Origin of the sequence: Mesorhizobium sp. M0587 (assembly GCF_040320945.1) — a bacterium.
Taxonomy (GTDB): Bacteria; Pseudomonadota; Alphaproteobacteria; order Rhizobiales; family Rhizobiaceae; genus Mesorhizobium.
On the sequence record NZ_JAMYQP010000051.1, the window covers coordinates 1 to 14,600 of the forward strand.

At 62.2% G+C, this 14,600-nt stretch carries 13 protein-coding genes; 10 read left to right on the forward strand and 3 right to left on the reverse strand.

All coding sequences use genetic code 11. From position 1 onward, the window contains the following. Window positions 1-253: 253 nt before the first annotated feature. From NKI49_RS29570 to NKI49_RS29590, 5 genes are read left to right on the forward strand one after another with little or no spacing between them, the layout of a single operon-like run. Entirely contained in the window at window positions 254-535 is a 282-nt protein-coding gene (locus tag NKI49_RS29570; protein ID WP_010909964.1) for an acyl carrier protein, read from the forward strand. A gap of 56 nt (window positions 536-591) precedes the next feature. Further along, entirely contained in the window at window positions 592-1,782 is a 1,191-nt protein-coding gene (locus NKI49_RS29575) for a beta-ketoacyl-ACP synthase (protein ID WP_352597988.1), read from the forward strand. A 50-nt stretch (window positions 1,783-1,832) separates the two neighbouring features. Further along, window positions 1,833-3,104, forward strand: a complete 1,272-nt coding sequence (locus NKI49_RS29580; RefSeq protein ID WP_352597987.1) for a beta-ketoacyl-ACP synthase — start codon at window positions 1,833-1,835, stop codon at window positions 3,102-3,104. Window positions 3,105-3,140: 36 nt separating this feature from the next. Next, complete coding sequence (locus tag NKI49_RS29585) at window positions 3,141-4,169, forward strand: zinc-binding dehydrogenase (protein WP_352597986.1); 1,029 nt, start codon at window positions 3,141-3,143, stop codon at window positions 4,167-4,169. A gap of 5 nt (window positions 4,170-4,174) precedes the next feature. Next, window positions 4,175-5,161, forward strand: a complete 987-nt coding sequence (locus tag NKI49_RS29590; RefSeq protein WP_352597985.1) for a lipid A biosynthesis lauroyl acyltransferase — start codon at window positions 4,175-4,177, stop codon at window positions 5,159-5,161. A 113-nt stretch (window positions 5,162-5,274) separates the two neighbouring features. Here NKI49_RS29590 and NKI49_RS29595 read toward each other — a convergent pair whose 3' ends face one another. Then, a complete protein-coding gene (locus NKI49_RS29595) occupies window positions 5,275-5,703 on the reverse strand; it encodes a L,D-transpeptidase (RefSeq protein WP_352597984.1) in 429 nt (142 codons plus the stop codon). A 222-nt stretch (window positions 5,704-5,925) separates the two neighbouring features. Here NKI49_RS29595 and NKI49_RS29600 point away from each other — a divergent pair, with 222 nt between their 5' ends. The 5 genes from NKI49_RS29600 (at window position 5,926) to NKI49_RS29620 (ending at window position 12,457) form a co-directional block, all read left to right on the forward strand. Continuing rightward, the gene (locus NKI49_RS29600; RefSeq protein WP_352597983.1) at window positions 5,926-7,206 is read left to right on the forward strand and encodes an acetylornithine deacetylase/succinyl-diaminopimelate desuccinylase family protein; all 1,281 of its coding nucleotides are present in this window, start codon (window positions 5,926-5,928) and stop codon (window positions 7,204-7,206) included. Between the two features lie 161 nt (window positions 7,207-7,367). Next, a complete protein-coding gene (locus NKI49_RS29605; RefSeq protein WP_352597982.1) occupies window positions 7,368-8,846 on the forward strand; it encodes an ABC transporter substrate-binding protein in 1,479 nt (492 codons plus the stop codon). Between the two features lie 178 nt (window positions 8,847-9,024). Then, complete coding sequence (locus tag NKI49_RS29610; protein ID WP_352597981.1) at window positions 9,025-9,972, forward strand: ABC transporter permease; 948 nt, start codon at window positions 9,025-9,027, stop codon at window positions 9,970-9,972. Further along, the gene (locus NKI49_RS29615; protein WP_352597980.1) at window positions 9,969-10,838 is read left to right on the forward strand and encodes an ABC transporter permease; all 870 of its coding nucleotides are present in this window, start codon (window positions 9,969-9,971) and stop codon (window positions 10,836-10,838) included. The genes NKI49_RS29610 and NKI49_RS29615 overlap by 4 nt, the downstream gene beginning before the upstream one ends. Next, on the forward strand, window positions 10,835-12,457 hold the full coding sequence (locus NKI49_RS29620) for an ABC transporter ATP-binding protein (protein WP_352597979.1): 1,623 nt from the start codon (window positions 10,835-10,837) through the stop codon (window positions 12,455-12,457). The genes NKI49_RS29615 and NKI49_RS29620 overlap by 4 nt, the downstream gene beginning before the upstream one ends. Before the next feature lie 196 nt (window positions 12,458-12,653). Here the strand turns inward: NKI49_RS29620 and NKI49_RS29625 are convergent, their stop codons facing one another. Then, a complete protein-coding gene (locus NKI49_RS29625) occupies window positions 12,654-13,541 on the reverse strand; it encodes a LysR family transcriptional regulator (protein WP_352597978.1) in 888 nt (295 codons plus the stop codon). 261 nt (window positions 13,542-13,802) lie between these two features. Beyond that, window positions 13,803-14,426, reverse strand: a complete 624-nt coding sequence (locus NKI49_RS29630; protein ID WP_352597977.1) for a L,D-transpeptidase — start codon at window positions 14,424-14,426, stop codon at window positions 13,803-13,805. Window positions 14,427-14,600: the final 174 nt, after the last annotated feature.

A 14,600-nucleotide genomic window follows, 5' to 3' on the forward strand; every position in this document is an offset into this window, starting at 1 on the left:
AAAGCTTCGCCACAGCTAATGAAGGTCGCCAAATAGTGGGGCCGTTTTTGGTAACACTACAAACAAACAATTTTACGCTCCGGCCACGTTAATGCTAAGGGCCGCGGGTTTGACCGGCGGCCCTTCTTGCGTTTCTTGGGCACCTTACCCATTTGCGCCCGGCGTATCAGGCCTTTTCCTGCCGGGAAAAACCGATTAGACAGCGCCCAAACACATGCGGACAGATTCCGCCCGCAACCGAAGGAAAAGCCCCTTGTCCACCACGTTCGACAAAGTCGCCAAGATCATTGCCGACACCAGCGAGATCGATATCGACACCATTACGCCCGAGAGCCACACGATCGACGATCTCGGCATCGACAGCCTCGATTTCCTCGACATCGTCTTTGCCATCGACAAGGAATTCGGCATCAAGGTGCCGCTGGAAAAGTGGACCCAGGAAGTCAATGACGGCAAGGCATCAACCGACGATTACTTCGTCATGAAGAACCTGTGCGCCAAGATCGACGCGCTGGTCGCCGCCAAGACCGCCTGAGGTTGGGTGCGCGCGCGATCTTGACGCGCTCCCCCGCCTGACCCACAAAGCCGCTCATGAGCAGCCCCCGCGACGTCGTCATCACTGGTATCGGCCTTGTCTCCTCGCTGGGAGAGGGTCCGGAAGCCCATTGGCAGAAACTCTCGCAACCGGGTTTGCAGCCGGTGCTCGAAGCGGCACGCTTTGCGCCATACACCATCCATCCGCTGCCGGAGATCGACTGGAACCTGCAGATCGCCAAGCGCGGCGACCAGCGCCAGATGGAGACCTGGCAGCGGCTCGGCACCTATGCCGCCGGCCTGGCGCTGGACGATGCCGGCATCAAGGGCAATGACGACCTCTGCACCACCATGGACATGGTTGTTGCCGCCGGCGGCGGCGAGCGCGACGAGGCGGTCGACGCCGCCATTCTCGCCGCTTCGGAAAGCCGCAACGACCGTGACGTGCTGCTCAACGAGAAACTGACCACCGAACTGCGGCCGACCCTTTTCCTGGCGCAGCTTTCCAACCTGCTCGCGGGCAACATTTCCATCGTCCACAAGGTGACGGGCTCGTCCAGAACCTTCATGGGTGAGGAAGGTGCCGGCGTTGCCGCCGTCGAGACGGCCGCCGCGCGGATCCGCTCCGGCCAGTCGACGCATATCCTCGTGGGCGGTGCTTTCCAGACCGAACATTCCGATATGCTGCTCGGCTATGAGCTTGCCGGCTACCTGCACCGCGGCCCCTGGAAACCTGTCTGGCAAAGGCAAGGCGCCGAGGGCGGCGGCGTGGTGTCGGGCTCCGGCGGTGCCTTCCTTGTGCTGGAGCAGCGCGAACACGCGACAAAGCGCGGGCGCAGGATCTATGCCGAGCTCGGGCCAGTCGTGTCCGGCCGCGCCAGGCGCTCGCGCGGAGAGCTCGACGCCGAGATCGCCGCTCTGCTCGTCCAGGCGGCGCTGCCGGACAGAACCCTGCTCGCCCTGTCGGGCGCATCGGGGGCTCATGCGGCGACCACCGCCGAGAAGACAGCGTTCGATGCCAATCCGGCAATCGCCGCGCGCGGCTTCGCGACGCTGACCGGACATATGAAGGAAGCGCAGTTTCCTTTCGCCGTGGCGCTGGCCGCCTTGGCCGTCGACCGCAAGGCCGCCTACCCTGTTTTCGATGCCGCAGCCGAGAAGCCTTTCGAAGGCATTCCCGCAGCCGTCCTTGCAACGGCGATCGGCTATCACCAATTCGAGGGCGTGGCGCTGGTAAACGCCGCATAAGGCGGCGCTGCGCGATCATGCTGCGGATATAACGCTCGAGGGGCTCCTGGATGGCCAATCTGAACGATCACATGGGCAGGCCCATCGTCGCCGTCACCGGCATCGGCGTGGTCACGTCGCTGGGCGTCGGCAAGACCGACAACTGGGCGGCGCTAATCGCCGGCAAATCGGGCATCCATCCGATCACCCGTTTTCCGATCGATCATCTCAACACCCGCATCTCCGGCATGGTCGACTTCCTGCCGTCGAGCTCGAAGGGCGCCAGCCCACTCACCTACGAACTGGCCGAAACCGCCGCGCGTGAAGCCGTGGCCGAATCCGGCCTCGATTCCGGCGATTTCGGCGGACCGCTGTTTCTCGCTTCGCCGCCGGTCGAACTCGATTGGCACGATCGCTTCTCGCTCTACAATTCCGACAAGCAGGATTCCGGCGGCGAAAGGCTGCTGCGGGTGGCGCGCGGCCTGAAGGAACTCGGCATTTTCGAGACGACGCAGTTCGGCTCGATCGCCGACCGGCTCGCCGATCTTTTCGGCACACGCGGGCTGCCGATAACGCTGTCGACGGCTTGTGCTTCCGGCGCCACAGCCATCCAACTCGGCGTCGAGGCGATCCGCCGCGGCGAATGCGACCGGGCACTGTCGATCGGCGCCGACGGCTCGGCAACCGCCGAAGCGCTGATCCGCTTCTCGCTGCTGTCGGCGCTGTCGACCCACAACGACATTCCCGAAAAGGCGTCAAAGCCCTTCTCCAAGGATCGCGACGGCTTCGTGCTGGCCGAGGGCTCCGGCGCTCTCGTGCTGGAATCGCTGGAAGCAGCGTTGGCACGCGGCGCCACTGTTCTCGGCATCCTGCGCGGTTGTGGCGAAAAGGCCGACGATTTCCATCGCACCCGCTCCAAGCCCGACGCTTCGCCCGCGATCGCGGCGGTCCGTGCCGTGCTTGCCGATGCGGGCCTCAGCGAAGACGAGATCGACTATGTCAACGCGCACGGCACCTCGACGCCGGAAAACGACAAGATGGAGCACCTGTCGCTGTCGACGGTGTTCGGCGAGCGCATCGGCTCCATGCCGATCTCGTCGAACAAGTCGATGATCGGCCACACGCTTTCGGCCGCAGGCGCCGTCGAGGCGGCGTTCTCGCTGATGACGATGCGCGAAAGCGTCATTCCACCGACCATCAACTACGACAACCCGGACCCGGCCATCGTGCTCGACGTGGTGCCGAACACCAAGCGCAACGCCGAGGTTCGCACCGTTCTGTCGAACTCCTTCGGCTTCGGCGGCCAGAACACTTGCCTTGTCATGGCGCGGGAACCGGTCTAAGCGAGCCGCTTCCGCTCAACAGAACCGACAGGCTTCATGCGCGCACTGCAACTTATCGAGGACCGCCGTCTTGAAACGGTGGACCTGCCGCCCCCGCCGCCGCCCGCACTCGGCGAAGTCACGCTGCGCATCAAGGCGGTGGCGCTGAACCACATCGACGTCTGGGGCTGGCGCGGCATGGCCTTCGCCAAGCGCAAGCTGCCGCTGGTCGTCGGCGCCGAAGCCTCCGGCGAGGTCGAGGCGGTCGGTCCCGGCGTTTCCAGCCTGCTGCCCGGACAATTGGTGTCGATCTATGGCGCCCGCACCTGCGGTCTTTGCCGCGCCTGCCGCGAAGGCCGCGACAATCTCTGCGAACATGTTTCGGGGGTTCACGGCTTCCATCTCGACGGCTTCGCGCAGGAGAAGATCAACCTGCCGGCTCGCCTACTGGTCCCCGCCCCGCCCGGCGTGACCGATATCGGCGCCGCGGTGGCGCCAGTCACCTTCGGCACGGTCGAGCACATGCTGTTCGACAACGCCAGGCTTCAGCCCGGCGAGACGATCCTTGTCCATGCCGGCGGCTCCGGCATCGGCTCGGCGGCCATCCAGTTGGCGAAGCGGATGGGCTGCACGATCATCACCACCGTCGGCTCGAACGACAAGATCGACAAGGCCAAGGCGCTCGGCGCCGACCATGTCATCAACTATCGCGACGACCGCTTCGAGGGCGTGGTGCGCAAGCTGACGAAAAAGAAGGGTGTCGACGTCGTGTTCGAGCACGTCGGCGCCGACACTTTTGCCGGCTCTATGCTGTGCCTGAAGCGCGGCGGCCGCCTGGTCACCTGCGGATCGACCTCGGGCGTGTCGACGCAGATCAACCTGATGCAGCTCTTTCAGCAGCAATTGAAGCTGCTGGGATCCTTCGGCTGCCGCATGGAGAACATGGCCAACGCCATGCAGAAGATGGCGGCGGGACAGGTCGCGCCGGTGATCGACACCGAGGTCGGCTTTGTCGACATCGATGCCGCGCTGAAGCGCATGGAAGGGCGCGACGTGTTCGGCAAGATCATCCTGCGCGTCGGCTAAAGCCCGTGTTTAAGAAGCTTCGCCGGGACTTGAAGTATCGTTACGGCAGACAACTGCGCCAGTTGAACTACTGGCTGGTAGCGCGTGCGGCGATGATAATCATCTCCGTGCTGCGTCTGCTGCCGGCCGACAGCGCGCTGAATTTCGCCGATCGCGTCGCCCGCCGTATCGGCCCAAGGGTGAGGCGCCATCAGGTCGCCGTCGACAATCTGCGCAAGGCCTACCCGGAGAAGAGCGAAAACGAGATTCAAGCCATCGCCTCCGACATGTGGGGCAACATGGCGCGGCTCGCCGCCGAATACATCTTTCTCGATGCGCTGTTCGACTATGACCCCGCCGCCAGCAAGCCCGGCCGCGTCGAGGTCAAGGGAACAGAGCACTTCGTCGAGATCGCCGCTGAAAAGCAGCCGCATATCGTCTTCACCGGCCATCTCGGCAATTTCGAACTGCTGCCGGTGGCCGCCGCTACCTTCGGCATGAACATCACGGCGCTGTTTCGCCCGCCCAACAACCCCTACCTTGCCGACTACATCCTTTCGACGCGGCGTTCGACCATGGGTTCGTTGCTGCCGTCGATGGCCGGCGCCTCGTTTGCCCTGGCTGGGGTGCTGGAGAGTGGCGGCAATATCGGCGTCCTTGTCGATCAGAAATTCTCCAACGGCCTGGAGACGACCTTCTTCGGCCGCCCCTGCCAGAGCAACCGCGTGCTCGGCACCCTTGCCCGCCACTACGATTGCGACGTCTATCCGGCGCGCTGCGTCAGGCTGCCGGGCAACCGCTTCCGGCTTGAGATCGAGGACAAGCTGACACTGCCGCGCACCGCCGACGGCAGCGTCGACGTCCATGCCACCACCCAGCTTCTCAACGACGTGGTCGAGCGCTGGGTACGCGAGGACCCCGGCCAGTGGATGTGGTTCCACAAGAGGTGGGAGATCAGCGGCCGGCGCGCAAAGCGACTCCCGCAGGCAACCGCACCAGCGGCGAATAGCTGATCTCCATCATCGGAAATGCCGGCAAACAAGCAAAAGCCGCAAGAATTACTCCTCGCGGCTGCGGCCTGATTGCGTGAAACACCAAGGTGGTGGATCACTAACCGATCAAAGCCCTAGTTCATCACGACAATTCGCGTGTTGCCGAAGCCCACTTCCCGAACCATCGAATAGAAAGTGGCGGCATTGGCCGTGTGCAGCCGCACGCAGCCATGCGAAGCCGGGCGGCCGAGTTGCCTGACGGCGCCGGTTCCGTGGATGGCATAGCCGCCATGGAAGAACACGGAGTACGGCATCGGCGACATATGATATTTGCGCGAATACCACATGCGGGCCGTTCGCTGCGGCCGATATGTCCCGCGCGGCGTGAAATAACCGCTGCGAGCAGTGGATACACTCCACCGGTAGACCGATTGGCCATATCTGACGGTCATCGTCTGTGACGAGACGTCGATGTTTGCGACGAGACTGGCTGCCCACCCCTGAACCGAAGCACCGCACAGCATCGTGACTAACACGGCTGCCATTAGAACTGTCTTTTTCATGCGACCAAACCCCTTTGATTGCCCTTGTCTGTCTGCCCTCACGTTGTTTTTTCACCTTTTTAATGGCAGGTGAACGGCGTAACACACAGTCATTGACTAATTGGGCAATCCAAAGCAGCGAATTTGAACGATTTCCCGTGATAGTTGCCGCAACGACACGCCGCTTGGGCTCGACCATCAGCGGGCTTGCAAAACGGCAGGGATCGCTGCTCAACTCCCCGAATGAACGAACGACTCCTGCAAGCAATCGATAACAGGCGCGACGAAGTCGTCGCGCTGACCGCCGACCTGATCCGCTTCCCGACCATCAATCCGCCCGGCGAGGCGTACCGGCCTTGTGCCGAATATATCGGTGCGCGGCTGAAGAAGCGCGGTTTCGAAACCGAATTCATCCGCGCCGAAGGCACGCCCGGCGACACCGACCGCTACCCCCGCGTCAATGTCGTTGCCCGTTTCGATGGACGGTCCCCCGGCGCCTGCGTCCACTTCAACTCACATATCGACGTGGTCGAAGCCGGCGACGGCTGGACCGTCGATCCTTTCGCCGGCATCGTCAGGGACGGCAAGGTCTACGGCCGCGGCGCCTGCGACATGAAAGGCGGCCTGGCTGCCTCGATCATTGCGGCCGAGGCGTTCCTGGAAGTCTTTCCCGATTTTCCCGGCGCCATCGAAATATCCGGGACGGTCGACGAAGAGTCCGGCGGCTTCGGCGGCGTCGCCCATCTGGCCCGGCTCGGCTATTTCTCGAAACCCAGGGTCGATCACGTCATCATTCCCGAACCGCTGAACAAGGACCGCATCTGCCTCGGCCATCGCGGCGTCTGGTGGGCGGAGATCGAGACCAAGGGCGAGATCGCGCACGGCTCGATGCCGTTTCTCGGCGACAATGCGGTGCGCCATATGGGCGCCGTGCTGCAGGCCTTCGAGGACGAGCTGTTTCCCGCACTCGACCGCAAGATGACGCGCATGCCGGTCGTACCAGAAGGGGCCAAGCGATCGACCATGAACATCAACTCCATCCATGGCGGCCAGACCGAGGATTTCCGGCCCGGTCTGCCCTCGCCCAACGTGCCCGATTCCTGCCGGCTGACCATCGACCGCCGCTTCCTGCTCGAGGAAGATCTCGGCACGGTCAAGAGCGAGGTGACCGGCATTCTCGACCGGTTGAAGCGCGAGCGCAAAAAATTCGATTATGAGATCCGCGACCTGATGGAAGTGCTGCCGCTGATGACCGAGCGCGACGCGCCGGTGGTGAAAGCCGTGGCGCAAGGCATCCAGGCGATCTTCGACCGCGAGCCTGATTACGTCATCTCGCCCGGCACTTACGACCAGAAACACATTGCCCGCATCGGCCATATCTACGACTGCATCGCCTACGGCCCGGGCATTCTCGACCTCGCTCACCGGCCGGACGAATGGGTGGGGATATCGGACATGGTGGAATCGGCCAAGGTGATGGCGATCGGGCTCAACGTGCTGCTGCGCGGCACCGCCACCGGATAAGGCTCGCATGGCGACAAGCTTCGACCTGCCTATGACGCCGCGGGGACAAAAACATTCCCGGCAACGCCGCCGGGCAGCACGAAACGCAATTTACTCCGCGACGAAATCACGCTTCTATCGCCCGGTTTGAGCGCGTGACTGAACGCATGGGGAGTTGCACGATGAGATTGTGGAAAACCATCCTGGCCGCGACGGTCCTTTCGCTGGCCTTGGGAACGTCGGCCTTTGCCGCGCGAACCGACCTGGTCATCGGCATTCCGCTCGAGCCGCCGCACCTCGATCCAACCGCCGGTGCCGCCGCGGCAATCGATGAGGTTCTCTACGCTAACGTGTTCGAAGGCCTGACCCGGATCGGCCCGAACGGCGAGGTGCTGCCGGATTTGGCCGAAAGCTGGACCATTTCCGATGACGGCAAGGTCTACACTTTCAAGCTGCACAGCGGCGTGAAATTCCACGATGGCAGCGATTTCGACGCCAACGACGTGAAGTTCTCGCTCGACCGCGCCCGCGCCGACAATTCGGTCAATGCGCAAAAGGCGCTGTTCGCGGCCATCGACAAGGTCGACGTCGTCGATCCGGCGACGGTCAAGGTCACGCTGAAGAACCCGCAAGGGTCCTTCCTCTACAATATGGGCTGGGGCGACGCGGTGATCGTGGCGCCCGAATCGGCCGACGCCAACAAGGAGAAACCGGTCGGCACCGGTCCGTTCAAGTTCCAGAGCTGGGCCAAGGGATCATCGATCACCCTGGTGAAATCCGACCATTACTGGGGCACGCCGGCGTTCCTCGACAAGGTCGAGTTCCGCATCGTTCCGGATGCGGCGGCCTACATGCCGGCGCTGCTCTCCGGTGACATTCAGGCTTTTCCGTTCTTCGATGCCGACAGCGTCGCGCAGGTAAAGGACGATCCGCGCTTCAAGGTGGTGATCGGCTCGACCGAAGGCGAGACAATCCTGTCGATCAACAACAAGAAGCCGCCTTTCGACAAGTTGCAGGTGCGGCAGGCGATCTCCTACGCGCTCGACCGAAAGGCGATCATCGACGGCGCCTCGGCGGGCCTCGGCCAGCCGATCGGCTCGCACATGTCGCCGGCCAACAAGGACTATGTCGACCTCACCGGCCTCTACCCGCACAATGTGGAGAAGGCCAAGGAACTGTTGAAGGAAGCAGGCCTGGAGAACGGCTTTAAGGCGACGCTGAAACTGCCGCCACCCACCTATGCCAGGCTCGGCGGCGAAATCATCGCCTCGCAGCTTCGCGACGTCGGCATCAATCTCGAGATCATCCCGGTCGAATGGGCGCAGTGGCTGGACCAGGTGTTCACCAAGAAGGACTACGACCTGACCATCGTTTCGCACACCGAGCCCAACGACATCGATATCTATTCGCGCAAGGACTATTATTTCAACTACGACAATCCGGCGTTCGACAAGCTGATTTCCAACCTCAACGTCACCTCCGACGAAGCCAAGCGCAAGGAACTGCTGGGAGAGGCGCAGAAGATCCTGGCCGACGACGCCGTGGTCGGCTTTCTCTACGAACTCCCCAAGGTCGGCGTCTGGGACGCCAAGCTGCAAGGGCTGTGGGAAAACGCGCCGATCCAGGCCAACGACCTGACCAAGGTGAAGTGGAGCGAGTGAGGCTGTTGGCCAAAAGGCGACGCTTGCGTTCCTTCGCGCCCCCCTCTGCCCTGCCCGTCCTCCGCAGCTGCAGCGCAGCTGCTGCGGAGGGTGGACCGGGCAGGACAGAGGGGGGCGCCGTAGGGCTATACCGTCGCTGGCTGTTTGCCTTAGGCGACGCAGCGTCCCCCCACCTCCCATGACCGCCTATCTCCTAAACCGCCTCGCCATCGCCGCCGCCACGCTGGTGGTGGCCTCCATGGTGGTTTTCGCAGTGCTGGAGATCCTGCCTGGTGACCCGGCGCGGCTGATGCTGGGCATGAACGCCAGCGCCGACCAGGTCGAGTTGCTGCGCAATCAGATGGGCCTCAACGCGCCGCTTGCCTTGCGATATCTAAGTTGGGCTGGCGGCCTGCTCAGCCTCGATTTCGGCCGTTCCTACACCTATTCGGTGCCGGTCATCGATCTCGTGCGTGAACGGCTTGGCGTCTCGCTTCCGCTGGCGCTGATTGCGCTGGCGCTCTCCACCATCATCGCCATTCCCGTCGGCCTGTTTTCCGCCAGCCGGCGCGGACGGGCCGGCGACACGGTGGCGATGGGCGCCGCTCAGCTTGGCGTCGCCGTTCCCAATTTCTGGTTCGCGCTGATGCTGATCTATGTCTTCGCCGTCTGGCTGCGGCTGGTCCCGGCCGGCGGCTTCCCCGGCTGGAGCGCAGGCATCTGGCAGGCAACGAAATCGCTGATGCTGCCGGCGGTAGCGCTTGCCTTGCCGCAGGCCGCCATCCTGGCCCGCGTCACCCGCTCGGCCCTGATCGAAGTGCTGAACGAGGACTATATCCGCACCGCCCGCGCCAAGGGCCTGCCCTATCGCGCCGTGTTGTGGCGGCACGCACTGCGCAACGCCATGATCCCGGTGCTGACCATACTCGGCCTGCAATTCGCCTTCCTGCTTGCCGGCACCATCATCATCGAGAATGTCTTCTACCTGCCCGGCCTCGGCCGGCTGGTGTTCCAGGCGATCACCCAGCGCGACCTGATCGTCGTCGAAAGCGTCGTCATGCTGCTGGTCGCCGCCGTCATTGCCGTCAACCTGATCGTCGACCTCTCCTATGCGGTCGTCGATCCGCGCCTGAGGACCCGGCAATGACGCTGCATATCGACATCCCCGAGGAGACGTTCGGCAGCATCCTGGCCAAGGCGTTCAGGAACACCGCTTTCGTCGCCGGTTTCGTCATCACCATGCTGATCCTGGCGATGGCTATCCTGTCTTACATCTGGACGCCGTACGACGTCGGCAGGCTGGTGATATCGGACAAGACGCAAGGCCCCTCGCTGGCGCACTGGTTCGGCACCGACCATTTCGGCCGCGACATCCTGTCGATGGTCATGGTCGGTGCCCGCAATTCGATCGCCGTGGCGCTGGTCGCTGTCGGCATCGGCATGGGCGTCGGCGTACCGCTCGGCGCCCTTGCCGCGGCGCGAGGCGGCTTCGCCGACGAGGCGCTGATGCGCGTCAACGATCTCGTCTTCGCCTTCCCTGCTTTGCTGTCGGCCATCATGATCACCGCCATCTTCGGACCCGGCGCGGTCAACGCCATCATCGCCATCGGCATCTTCAACATTCCCGTGTTCGCGCGCGTCGCCCGCGCCGGCGCGCTGGCGATCTGGCCACGCGAGTTCATTCTTGCCGCGCGCGCCGCCGGCAAGAGCAGCACGCAGATATCGATCGAACATGTGCTGCCCAACATCGCCACGCTGCTCCTGGTGCAAGGCACCATCCAGTTCGCGCTGGGCATACTGGCCGAAGCCGGGCTTTCCTATCTGGGCCTCGGCGCCCAGCCGCCAATGCCGAGCTGGGGCCGCATGCTGTTCGACGCGCAGACCCGCATGGTGGTGGCGCCGTGGATGGCGATCTTTCCCGGCATGGCGATCGTCGTCACCGTGCTCGGGCTCAATCTGCTCGGTGACGGCATCGCCGACATCCTCGACCCGAAATCACGGCGGCAGCGATGAGCCTGCTGGACGTCGACAACCTGTCGCTGACCATCGGCGACACGCAGATCCTGAAGAACATGGAGCTTTCGGTAGCGCCGGGCGAGGTGGTGGGGCTGGTTGGCGAATCCGGCTCCGGCAAGTCGATGACCGCGCTGACGATGATGCGGCTTCTGCCCCATGCCGCGCGCGCCACCGGTCGCGTCTCGTTCGACGGCATCGACATCCTGGCCGCAAGTGAGGACCAGATGTGCGCGCTGCGCGGCGACGACATCGGCATGGTGTTCCAGGAGCCGATGACAGCCCTCAATCCGGTCAAGACCATCGGCGAGCAGGTGGCCGAGGGCATACGCTGGCACACCAGGGCCAGCCGTGCCGATGCCGAGCAGCGGGCGCGAAAAATGCTCGACCGCGTCGGCCTGCCCTCGGCAAAATTCCCGCTGTCGCGCTATCCGCACGAATTGTCCGGCGGCCAGCGCCAGCGCGTCGTTATCGCCATCGCCTGCGCGCTGAAGCCGAAGCTGCTGATTGCCGACGAGCCGACGACGGCGCTCGACGTGGTGCTGCAGGCGCAGATCCTCGACCTCCTGCGCGATCTGGTCGCGGAGAGCCGCATGGGCCTTCTGTTGATCTCTCACGATCTCGCTGTCGTGACCGAGATGGCCGACCGCATCACCATCCTGCGCCACGGCGAAGTGATGGAGGCCGGCGACACAGCGCGCACTCTGTCCGAACAGCTCCACCCCTACACGCGCCAATTGGCGCAGGCCTCGATGCATGTGCCGGCACGCCCCAGGCCGCATGGCGCCGGGACAGGCCAACCCTTGCTTGAAGTTGACCGCGTGACCCGCGACTATGCCGGCCGGCGCACATCCCTGTTCAGGCGCGCGCCTGATATCCGCGCCGTCGACGACGTCTCCCTGTCGATGGCGCCGGGCCAATCGGTGGCGCTGGTCGGCCGCTCCGGTTGCGGCAAGTCGACCCTCGCCCGCATGATCCTGGCGCTGGACCGGCCAAGTTCGGGCACGATCCGCTTTCGCGGCGAAACCGTCACCGGCAAGAGCGAAGCGGAGCTGAAGCCGGCCAGGCGCGACATGCAGCCTGTCTTCCAGGATCCCTACGGCTCCTTCGACCCACGCCAGAAGGTCGAAAAACTGATCGCCGAGCCCCTGCATGTGCTGGACAGGAAGCCTACGCGCGCCGAACGCCGCGAGATGGTGGCGCATGCGCTGCACGAAGTCGGCCTCGACCAGCGCGACATGGACAAATACCCGCATGAGTTTTCAGGCGGCCAGCGCCAGCGACTGTCGATCGCCCGCGCCATCATCACCCGCCCCAAGCTGGTCGTCGCCGACGAGCCGGTCTCGGCGCTCGACGTCTCGATCCGCGCCCAGATCCTCGACCTGTTCGCCGAGCTCAACCAGAAGCTCGGTATCGCCTACCTCTTCATCACCCATGACCTGACCGTCGCCCGCGCTATTACTGACGAGGTGCTGGTCATGCATGACGGCAAGATCGTCGAGCGCGGCAAGACGAACGAGGTGCTCGATCACCCGCGGTCCGAGGCAGCCAAGGCGCTGGTCAACGCCGCTCCCGACCTGCACCGGGCAATCGCACGACGGATGCAGGAGCAAGGGTGAACGGCCAATTCACGAAGCGAATTCGTCATGCCGGTGGGATGACGACAGGCCGACAATCCGTGAAAGTTCGGTCTTGCTTCAGGCGGACCCATGACACCCGACGGTCCGAGACTGTCCCAAGCAACAGCGCTGTAACCGCCCAGCCATCAAAGACATGTTTGACGAACCCTCCCTCCTACTAGTCGCTGCGGTAAATTCATGCAGCCAGAAAGAACTCTGCAAATCCCTCAAATACATTCGTAGCCTCTCTTAAGCTAATTCGCCTTTTGTTGTAGAACAAGGCAAACCGGGTCTTGAACGGCTTCCGCAGTGCCTCCGGCACCACAGTTCGGGTGATACCCATCGACTTGAATCTCGCGTCGAGCAACATTGCATAGCCGACGCCCTGCTCTACGAGGAACTTGAGTGACTCGCCGGTGACCTCCGCTACTACCTGATAGTCATTGACGTATTCATCTAGGTATCGAATGGTCGCGCCCAAATTTCCTGAACTCTTGGGTTCAAGAATTATTGGTAACGGCGGTGCTCGCCCGTCGGTGCGATTTCCCCCTGCGCCGACCCAATGCATCGGAAGCTCAATCGTAAGCTCCGGCGCCGATTCGTTTTGGCCAAGAGGTCTGAAAACCGCCGACAATTCAGCACTAGCATATCTTTCCGACAGCGCAGCAGCGCTGTCTACAGAAACACGGAAGCGCTTCACCAAGTCCAAGGCTCGCAACCGATGGGCAGTGTAAGTGGAGAATAACTCCGAGGAAATTCCAAGTGTCTTGCGTGTATCCGGGTGGACAGCTATGCTACCCAGCTCAGATTCCAGCCTTATTATCTCATCGAACAGTTCGACAATAGATGCCGCATCCGCGGCGACGATCATATCGTTTCCCACACGCTCTATTATGCGCCTGTTGGAGAGCTTTTCGAATTTCTTTATGTGGAAGGTAACTGCCGGCTGCGAAATTCCCAAGTCTAGCGCAACCTGGGTTAAACTCTTCTTCTTTAGAACATCACGAACCACGCGAATCGTATCGGAGGATAGTCGACTGATTCCGGCTCCGAATCCCGTTGTTAACCCCATCGTGCCTTCCATGATCGAATTTCATATCCGCCGCACAAGGAACCAATCGTGCCGAAAGTAGCTTTGAGAAGCACTATCGCAGCACGCGGGAAAGAACTTTCCTCACGACGAATGTCTACTTCATTACTACGTTCGCCGATAATATCTTGCCCGCGTAACCGAATGGCTACATTGTCAAACCCAATTTCACTCTATCAGATTTTCATCCAAGACTCAAAACAAAAAAGATCCCACTATCGGAATCCCCAAAGGGACTTGGTTCATAATCGCTTCCTAAATAACAATTACCGCAGTGCCGACTTCCACTTTGTCAAAAAGCTCAATAATATCCTCATTTATCATGCGGATGCAGCCGGAAGAGGCTTCCGTTCCAATAGTCCAAGGCTCGTCGGTGCCGTGAATGCGGTAGAGCGTGTCTCTGCCACCTGCAAAAAGATAGAGCGCCCGTGATCCGAGCGGGTTGACCGGTCCAGGAGCAATGCGTTTCGGCAGATCAGGCGTTTGGGCATGCATATCATCGGTAGGATACCATGCCGGCCATTTCGCTTTACGTCCGACTTGCGCTTTGCCCTTCCAGCTATAGCCCGAGCGGCCGACCGCAACGCCGTAACGCAAGACGGTATTGGGGCCGGTGACGTAGAATAGTTGCTTCGCCTTCGTGTCGACGATGATCGTCCCGATCTGCTCGTGAACCACCATGGACAGTTTTTCAGGCCGAAACTGCCTGCGGAATTTGCTGCGATCCACTGGCCAAACCGGGTAGGGTTCTGTAGCGAAGCGCTCGGCCGGCACGGGAATGGATATGACGTCTTCGGTTGATGACGACGCGCATCCATTCAGCAAAGCAACAGAGCAGCAGAGCAGGAATGAGCGTCGGTCCATGGTTCTTTTCGCCATCAGTTTCGCCCTCGAAAGAGATTGATCAAACGTTTACCAACCAAAATCGGGGCAAACCGAGAAAGTGAGAAGCACGAGCCAAATGGAAAAACGGCGTACTGCGAAAAGCAGCGGTCATCTCCATTCCAGGCCCTCCATTTTGTCTTAATTACAGTGGCAAAAGCAGGAGACGGC

Excerpts from the sequence above, each read along its gene's own strand:
- NKI49_RS29580 (WP_352597987.1), top strand. The coding sequence starts at position 1,833 with ATGGCCAATCTGAACGATCACATGGGCAGGCCCATCGTCGCCGTCACC.
- NKI49_RS29605 (WP_352597982.1), top strand. The coding sequence starts at position 7,368 with ATGAGATTGTGGAAAACCATCCTGGCCGCGACGGTCCTTTCGCTGGCC.
- NKI49_RS29575 (WP_352597988.1), top strand. The coding sequence starts at position 592 with ATGAGCAGCCCCCGCGACGTCGTCATCACTGGTATCGGCCTTGTCTCC.
- NKI49_RS29620 (WP_352597979.1), top strand. The coding sequence starts at position 10,835 with ATGAGCCTGCTGGACGTCGACAACCTGTCGCTGACCATCGGCGACACG.
- NKI49_RS29630 (WP_352597977.1), bottom strand. The coding sequence starts at position 14,426 with ATGGCGAAAAGAACCATGGACCGACGCTCATTCCTGCTCTGCTGCTCT.
- NKI49_RS29625 (WP_352597978.1), bottom strand. The coding sequence starts at position 13,541 with ATGGAAGGCACGATGGGGTTAACAACGGGATTCGGAGCCGGAATCAGT.
- NKI49_RS29610 (WP_352597981.1), top strand. The coding sequence starts at position 9,025 with ATGACCGCCTATCTCCTAAACCGCCTCGCCATCGCCGCCGCCACGCTG.
- NKI49_RS29595 (WP_352597984.1), bottom strand. The coding sequence starts at position 5,703 with ATGAAAAAGACAGTTCTAATGGCAGCCGTGTTAGTCACGATGCTGTGC.
- NKI49_RS29585 (WP_352597986.1), top strand. The coding sequence starts at position 3,141 with ATGCGCGCACTGCAACTTATCGAGGACCGCCGTCTTGAAACGGTGGAC.
- NKI49_RS29615 (WP_352597980.1), top strand. The coding sequence starts at position 9,969 with ATGACGCTGCATATCGACATCCCCGAGGAGACGTTCGGCAGCATCCTG.
- NKI49_RS29600 (WP_352597983.1), top strand. The coding sequence starts at position 5,926 with ATGAACGAACGACTCCTGCAAGCAATCGATAACAGGCGCGACGAAGTC.